The 7,444-nt window shown below is 29.4% G+C and carries 9 protein-coding genes; all 9 read left to right on the top strand.

Annotation, left to right across the window (positions count from 1 at the left end; genetic code table 11):
- The first annotated feature begins 79 nt into the window (after window positions 1-79).
- The 9 genes from pduL (at window position 80) to ABWP20_RS04275 (ending at window position 7,444) form a co-directional block, all read left to right on the top strand.
- Window positions 80-652 (top strand): phosphate propanoyltransferase, encoded by a 573-nt coding sequence (pduL, locus tag ABWP20_RS04315; RefSeq protein WP_353094092.1) that lies wholly within the window; start codon window positions 80-82, stop codon window positions 650-652.
- Between the two features lie 15 nt (window positions 653-667).
- The gene (deoC, locus tag ABWP20_RS04310) at window positions 668-1,318 is read left to right on the top strand and encodes a deoxyribose-phosphate aldolase (RefSeq protein WP_353094091.1); all 651 of its coding nucleotides are present in this window, start codon (window positions 668-670) and stop codon (window positions 1,316-1,318) included.
- A gap of 71 nt (window positions 1,319-1,389) precedes the next feature.
- Window positions 1,390-1,842, top strand: coding sequence for a YhcN/YlaJ family sporulation lipoprotein (locus ABWP20_RS04305; protein WP_353094089.1), 453 nt, complete (start codon window positions 1,390-1,392; stop codon window positions 1,840-1,842).
- Window positions 1,843-1,968: 126 nt separating this feature from the next.
- A complete protein-coding gene (gene yfmF, locus ABWP20_RS04300; RefSeq protein WP_353094087.1) occupies window positions 1,969-3,240 on the top strand; it encodes an EF-P 5-aminopentanol modification-associated protein YfmF in 1,272 nt (423 codons plus the stop codon).
- A gap of 31 nt (window positions 3,241-3,271) precedes the next feature.
- Entirely contained in the window at window positions 3,272-4,561 is a 1,290-nt protein-coding gene (gene yfmH / locus ABWP20_RS04295) for an EF-P 5-aminopentanol modification-associated protein YfmH (protein ID WP_353094085.1), read from the top strand.
- Between the two features lie 61 nt (window positions 4,562-4,622).
- Window positions 4,623-5,366 (top strand): prolipoprotein diacylglyceryl transferase, encoded by a 744-nt coding sequence (lgt, locus tag ABWP20_RS04290; protein WP_353094083.1) that lies wholly within the window; start codon window positions 4,623-4,625, stop codon window positions 5,364-5,366.
- A gap of 200 nt (window positions 5,367-5,566) precedes the next feature.
- Window positions 5,567-5,998: a division/cell wall cluster transcriptional repressor MraZ gene (mraZ, locus tag ABWP20_RS04285; RefSeq protein WP_353094081.1), complete on the top strand. Its 432-nt coding sequence runs from the start codon at window positions 5,567-5,569 to the stop codon at window positions 5,996-5,998.
- A 14-nt stretch (window positions 5,999-6,012) separates the two neighbouring features.
- Window positions 6,013-6,972 carry a 16S rRNA (cytosine(1402)-N(4))-methyltransferase RsmH gene (gene rsmH / locus ABWP20_RS04280; RefSeq protein ID WP_353094079.1) on the top strand — a complete coding sequence of 320 codons (960 nt, stop codon included), beginning with the start codon at window positions 6,013-6,015 and terminating at the stop codon, window positions 6,970-6,972.
- A gap of 1 nt (window position 6,973) precedes the next feature.
- Window positions 6,974-7,444, top strand: a complete 471-nt coding sequence (locus ABWP20_RS04275) for an FtsB/FtsL family cell division protein (protein WP_353094077.1) — start codon at window positions 6,974-6,976, stop codon at window positions 7,442-7,444.

Here is a 7,444-nt window from a genome sequence, read left to right as displayed (position 1 = left end):
TAGGTTTTGGTGATAGAAATTTCATTTTTATATCACCATGAATAATTCAGGTTAACTTATATAATTAGGAGGCAAACAAATGAAGACACAATTACCAATAGCATTATCAAATCGTCATATACATTTAAGTCAAAGTGATTTAGATATTTTATTCGGCGAAGGGTATCAATTAACAAAAAAGAAAGATTTATCTCAACCAGGTCAATATGCTTGTGAAGAGAAAGTTGATATAGTAGGACCAAAGAATACAATAAAAGGTGTAAGAATATTAGGACCTGTTAGATCAAATACTCAATTTGAACTATCAGTATCAGATGCCTTTTCATTAGGTGTAAAGTCAATGATTAGAAATTCAGGAGATATTAAAGGCACTCCAGGTGCAAAACTTGTTGGACCAAAGGGTGAAGTTGAAATATCAGAAGGGATAATAGTAGCGGCAAGACATATCCATATGCACACTAAAGATGGGGAAGATTTTGGAGTAGCTGATAAAGATATTGTAAATGTAAAAGTAGGTGGAGAAAGAGGCTTAGTATTTAATAATGTATTAGTAAGAGTATCGGAAAGTTTTGCTCTTGAAATGCATGTTGATATAGAAGAAGGAAACGCTGCAGGAGTAAAAAATGGAGATATAGTTGAATTAATTAAATAAATTTGGGGGGATTTAATGACTAATATATTGGGAATGATAGACCATACTATGTTAAAACCTGAATCTACAAAGGAATCTATAGAGGAATTATGTAAGGAAGCTATAGAATGTAAATTTGCAGCCGTATGTGTAAACCCTTATTATGTTAAATTCTGTAAGGATATATTGAAAGACTCCGGTGTTAAAGTAGCTACTGTTATAGGTTTTCCATTAGGTGCAAATACAAAGGAAGTTAAAGCTTTTGAAACTATGAATTCCATAGAGAATGGTGCCGATGAAGTAGATATGGTAATCAATATAGGGGCATTAAAGGCGAAAGACTATAAAGTTGTTAGAGAAGATATAGAAGAAGTAGTAAAAGCATCTAATAATAGGGCAATAGTTAAAGTGATTATAGAAACATGCTTACTTACAGAGGAAGAAAAGATTAAAGCTTGTGAAATTGTTATGGAAGCGAAAGCTGATTTTGTCAAGACATCTACTGGATTTTCAACAGGTGGAGCAACTATAGAAGATGTAAAGCTTATGAAATCTGTAGTAGGGGATAAATTAAAAGTCAAAGCATCTGGAGGAGTTAGAGATATAGACTCTGCTAAGAAGATGATAGAGGCTGGAGCTAATAGACTTGGAACTAGTTCAGGTGTAAAAATAGCAAAAGAAATATAATAATAAATATTTTCCTTTTCTTGTTATAAAATTTCAATATTATGAAAAACTATAATAAGAGGAGGGATAAATTGAAAAAAAATATATTATTCGTAATAGTTTTAACTTTAATTTTGCAAATTGGCTGTAAGACTGTTAAAAATGATGAAATAGTCAAAGTAGAAGAACCAAATGATGTAGCTGTAGAAGTATCCATGGAAGATAAGGTAATAATCGATAGGTCAGAGAACTTAGCTGATTATGTTGTTGAACTCTTTGGTGTAGATGATGCAGCAACAATTATTTTTAATGATACAGCTTTGGTTTCAGTGGTTATGGCTTATGATACATCTTTTACTGAGGATACAAAAGAGCTGATTAGTAGTTTGGTTATGGAAAAAGATACAGGAATAAAAAAAGTATTTGTATCTAATGATGAAAAGACTTTTTTTAAAACTGTAGAAATTATTAGCAGATTAATGAATGGGTCATCATATGATAGCCAAGTTAGTGAAATTAGCAAGATGATTGAAAAAAGTAAATAAAAAATTAAAAACCCAATTTTTAAGATTGGGTTTTTAATTTTTTTATTAGTTGCATAATATTAATATAAGTAACAAATTTAATTTTGGGTATAGTAAAAATAATATATTAAAGAAGGAGGAAATGACTTGACATTAAAATCTGAAAGAATCAAAATTACTAATGGAATACATTTGAATTTAATTAGGACAGATAAATTTAAATCTAATTTACTCAGTTATTATTTTCTAAGACCTCTATCTAAGGATGAAGTTACCAAAAATGCTTTATTACCTTTAGTTCTTAAGAGAGGTACAGAGGAATATAGTACAAATCTTGAGATACAAAAGAAATTAGAAGAAACTTACGGAGCAAATTTAAGCATATCAATTAATAAAAGAGGAGAAAAACATGTTCTTAGATTTACTGTTGAAACTGTAAATGGAAATTATGTTAAAGATAAAGATTATATTTATGAAGTAGTTAATTTATTAAAATCTATTATTTACAATCCAGTTTTAGAGAAAGGGTATTTTAAAAAAGATTATGTTGAACAGGAAAAGGAGAATTTAAGACGCAAAATTGAAGGGAGGATAAATGATAAAAGGTCTTATGCCATAGATAGATGTATAGAGGAAATGTGTAAAAATGAAAAATTTAGTATTTATCCTTTAGGAAATATAAATGATTTGGAAAGTATTGATGAAAATATATTATATGAACATTATCAAAGAGTAATTAATACATCTCCAATAGAAATATTTTATGTAGGAGAATATGATGAGAATTTAATTGAATGTATAAAGAATATAGGAAAAATAGAAAGGAATAATGTTTTAACAATACCAAGAGAACAAATTATATCCGGTGTTCAGACTAAGAATATGGTACAAGAAAAATTAGATGTAACTCAAGGTAAATTAGTTCTTGGATATAGAACGGGAATTCCTTATGAAGATAGATTATATAATGGACTTATAGTAGCTAGTGATATTTTAGGTGGTGGACCAAATTCCAAATTATTCAGGAACGTAAGAGAGAAAGAAAGTTTAGCTTATTACATTACTTCTACTGTTTTTAAATATAAATCTATTATGTTAATAGATGGTGGTATTGAATTTGATAATTTTGAAAAAACAATAGATATTGTAAAAGAGCAATTGGAAGAAATTAAAAATGGGAATTTTACTGATGAAGATATAGATATAGCAAAAAAATCCATAAAATCTTCAACAGAATCAATTAAAGATAGTATTTTCCTTATATCAGAATATTTCTTTAGTCAAATATTATCTGAAGATAACAGATCTCTTGAAGAAATCTTAAATGATGTTAATAGCGTTACTAGAGAAGAAATAATGGAAGCTATGTCAAAGGTTGCTTTGGACACTATATATTTTATGAAAAATTCAAAGGCCTAAAGTGATATAGCCAAATATAGGAGGTATATAATTGGATATCAGAATCTACGAAAACAAAAAAATAAGAGAAAAACTTTATTATAAAGAGATGAACTCTGGTTTAAAAGTTTATTTTATGCCCAAAGAAGGATATACGAAACAATATGCAATATTCGCTACTGATTATGGCAGCATTGATAATTCCTTTGTTCCAATTGGAGAAGAAAAAACTATAGAAGTACCTGAAGGAATTGCCCATTTCTTAGAACATAAACTCTTTGAAGAGCCTGAGCAAAATATTTTTGATAAGTTTTCCAGATTAGGTGCAAATGTTAATGCTTATACTAATTTTACTCAAACGGCATATTTATTTTCATCTACTGAAAATTTCTATGAGAATTTAGCATTATTAGTAGAATTTGTACAGCATCCATATTTTACTGATGAAAATGTTGAAAAAGAAAAAGGGATTATTGCTCAGGAAATCAATATGTATAGAGATAATCCGAATTGGAGAGTGTTTTTCAATTGTTTAGATGCAATGTATAATGAACATCCAGTGAAAATTGATATAGCAGGTACTGTGGAAAGTATACAAAATATAAATAAAGAGTTACTATATAAATGCTATAATACATTCTACAATCCAACTAATATGGTTATATTTATTGTAGGAGATTTATCTTTTGATAAGATACTTAAAGTAATAGATAAATCAGAGAAAAAGGACTATGAAGAAGTAAAAGAAATCAATAGATTTTTTCCAAAAGAGACTGATAAAATAAGAGAAAAAGTTGTTGAGGAAAGTATGATGACATCTAATCCATTATTTTATATTGGCTTTAAAGACCTTGATAATGAGTTAGAGAATAAAGAGAAGATAAAAAAGGACTTTGTTACGAATTTCATACTTGAAATGCTATTTGGTTCTAGTTCTGTATTTTTTAATGATTTATATGAAGAAGGTCTTATAGATAATAGTTTTGGTGCATATTATACAGGGAAAAAGTCCTATGGACACTCTTTAATTACAGGTGAATCTAAGAATCCAAAAGAAGTATATAATAGAGTAATTTCACTTTTTGAAAAGCAAGGAGAATCAATTTTATTAGAAGAAGATTTTAACCGTATAAAGAAAAAGGCTATGGGTGAGTTTCTAATGGGATTGAATTCTGTTGAATTCATAGCAAATACATTTATATCCTTTTATTTTGATGGATTATTGCTAATAAATTATTTGGATATATTACAATCTATTACCTATGATAATATAATTGAAAGATTCAATAGTCATTTTACAAAAGATAATGTTGTCTTGTCCATAATAAATCCTTTGAGATAATAGAAATAAGTCTTCATTTGTGATATACTAATCCAATGAAGATCAGAAAGGGGGTTTTATTATGGATCCAGTTGCATTTCAGATTTTTGGTCTTGAAATTAGATGGTATGGTATTTTAATTGCTATGGGAGTATTAATAGGTACTTTACTTGCTATTCGAGCATCAAAAAGATTGGGATTTGATGAAGAAATTTTAATGGATTTTCTTATATGGGAAATTCCTTTATGTTTAGTAGGAGCGAGAATATATTATGTTATTTTTAGCTGGGATTTCTATAGAGATAATCCTATAGAAACATTAAATATTAGAAATGGCGGATTAGCTATTCATGGAGGCATAATTACAGCCATTATTGTAGCTATTATTTTCACCAAAATTAGAAAGATAGATTTCTGGACTATTGCAGATATATGTGCTCCTAGTTTAATTTTAGCTCAGTCAATAGGAAGATGGGGAAATTTCATTAATCAAGAAGCATATGGAGGACCTACAAATTTACCTTGGGGTATTATGGTAAATGGAGTAAAGGTACATCCTACTTTTCTATATGAATCAATTTGGAATTTTTTAGTTTTTTTATTCCTCCTTTGGTATGGGAAGAATAAACAAAAGGTTAGAGGAGAAATATTTTTATTATATCTATCCTTATACTCCTTCATCAGGTTTTTTATTGAAGGGCTTAGAACCGATAGTTTAATGTTAGGATCAATTAGAATGGCACAACTTATAAGTGTAATAGGTTTTGTTATTCCCATATATATTTTTTATATAAAAAGAAAAAAAAATAAAGATATTAACTTTTAACAACTGGTATAAAATGCCAGTTGTTTTTTGTGCCATATTACTACATGGAAATGTCGATATATCGCAGATTGTGACTAAAGTACTAATACGATTTTTACAAAAAAAGGTGGAAGGATTTTTTGATTTAGTGTAGAATAGTATATAGAGTGGTACAAAGTGGTGGGAAGTGGTAAATAATATATATTAAGTGAGTGATTAGTATGTTTATTGGTGAATATCAACATACTTTAGATACTAAGGGAAGAATAATTATACCTTCTAAGTTCAGGGAAGAATTAGGGGAAGAGTTTGTTATGACTAAAGGGCTTGATAACTGTCTTTTTGTATACCCTAAGGAAGAATGGGCTGTTTTAGAGGAGAAGCTTAAGACATTACCACTTACTAACCGAGATGCAAGAGCATTTGTTAGATTTTTCTTTTCTGGAGCCAGTGAATGTTCTTTGGATAAGCAAGGAAGAGTTCTTATTCCATCTAACCTTAGAGAACATTCTAAATTAGATAAAGAGGCTGTCGTTATAGGGGTTTCTACTAGAATGGAGATTTGGAGTAAAGAGGAATGGGATGCATATAATAATGATGATAATTTATCTTACGACAGTATAGCAGAAAAGATGGCTGAGTTGGGGATATAATTGGGGGAGAGTATATGAATTTTGAACATGTATCGGTTCTATTAAATGAAGTATTAGAAGGATTAGATATAAAAGATAATGGAATATATGTAGACGGTACTTTAGGTGGTGCGGGACATTCATCAGAAATAGTGAAAAGATTAACTACAGGGAAGTTAATAGGTGTTGATCAAGACCAGAATGCATTAGATAAAGCTAGTGAAGTACTGGAAAAATATAATGACAAGATAATATTAGTTCATAATAACTATGAAAATATAGATATGATATTAAATGAATTAGAAATTGAAAAAGTAGATGGAATACTTTTAGATTTAGGAGTATCATCACATCAATTAGATGAAAGAAGCAGAGGGTTTTCACATAATAAAGATGCACCACTAGATATGAGAATGGATGAGACAAGCTCTTTTTCAGCTTGGGATGTGGTAAATAAATACTCAGAAAAAGACCTTGAAAGAATTATTTGGGATTATGGTGAAGAAAGATGGGCAAGAAGAATAGCAAAATTTATTGTGGAGGAAAGAAAGGATAAGCCTATTGATACAACATTTCAGTTGGTATCAGTTATTAAAAAGGCAATACCAAAGGAAGTAAGAAAAGATGGACATCATCCAGCTAAAAAGACATTTCAGGCTATTCGTATAGAAGTAAATAGGGAACTAGATGTTTTAAAAGAATCAATTTCAAAGATGGTAAGCCTTTTAAATCCAGGTGGCAGATTAGCCATTATTACATTTCATTCATTAGAGGATAGGATTGTAAAGGAGGAATTCAAAAAACTATATCTAGATTGTGTTTGTCCGCCATCCTTACCTAAATGTGTATGTGACAAGGTTAGAGAAGTGGAAATTATCACTAGGAAACCAATAGTGCCTAGTAAGGAGGAAATAGATAAAAATCCTAGGTCTAGATCGGCAAAGCTTAGGATAGTAGAGAAACTTAATGTTCTAAATAGAAAAGGGGGAGAATAAATTGTTAGTAGCAAAAGAACTTAGTTATTACCCTGAAAAGACATTGGAAGTAAAGGAAAAACCAAGAAAAAAAACGAGAAAGAGTACAAGAAAAGCACAGGATAGAAAGAGAAAAAGTAGTAGTCTTGCTAAATTAGTAATCTTAACTGTACCTATGATTGTTTTAGGAATAGCTTTGTTTATATTGTTTGGATATGCCAATATAACTGCAGTAAGGCAGGAAATAACCAAATTAGAAAGACAAAAGATAGATCTAGAAAAAGAAAAAATGAATTTAATAGCAGATCTTGAAGGGATAAAATCCTCAACTAAAATTGCAGAAGAAGCAATTACAAAGCTAGGAATGGATTACCCAACTGAAGGACAGATAGTATATGTGTCAGTAGAGGAAAATACATCAGAAGATGTTAAGGAGTACAGTATGGGAAAACAAATAAAGAAAATGTTCAGTATGGTTACAAACTTGTTTTAG

The sequence above is a fragment of the Tissierella praeacuta genome (genome assembly GCF_040396155.1).
Classification (GTDB): domain Bacteria; phylum Bacillota; class Clostridia; order Tissierellales; family Tissierellaceae; genus Tissierella; species Tissierella praeacuta_A.
This window is presented reverse-complemented; position numbering and strand designations above follow the sequence as displayed.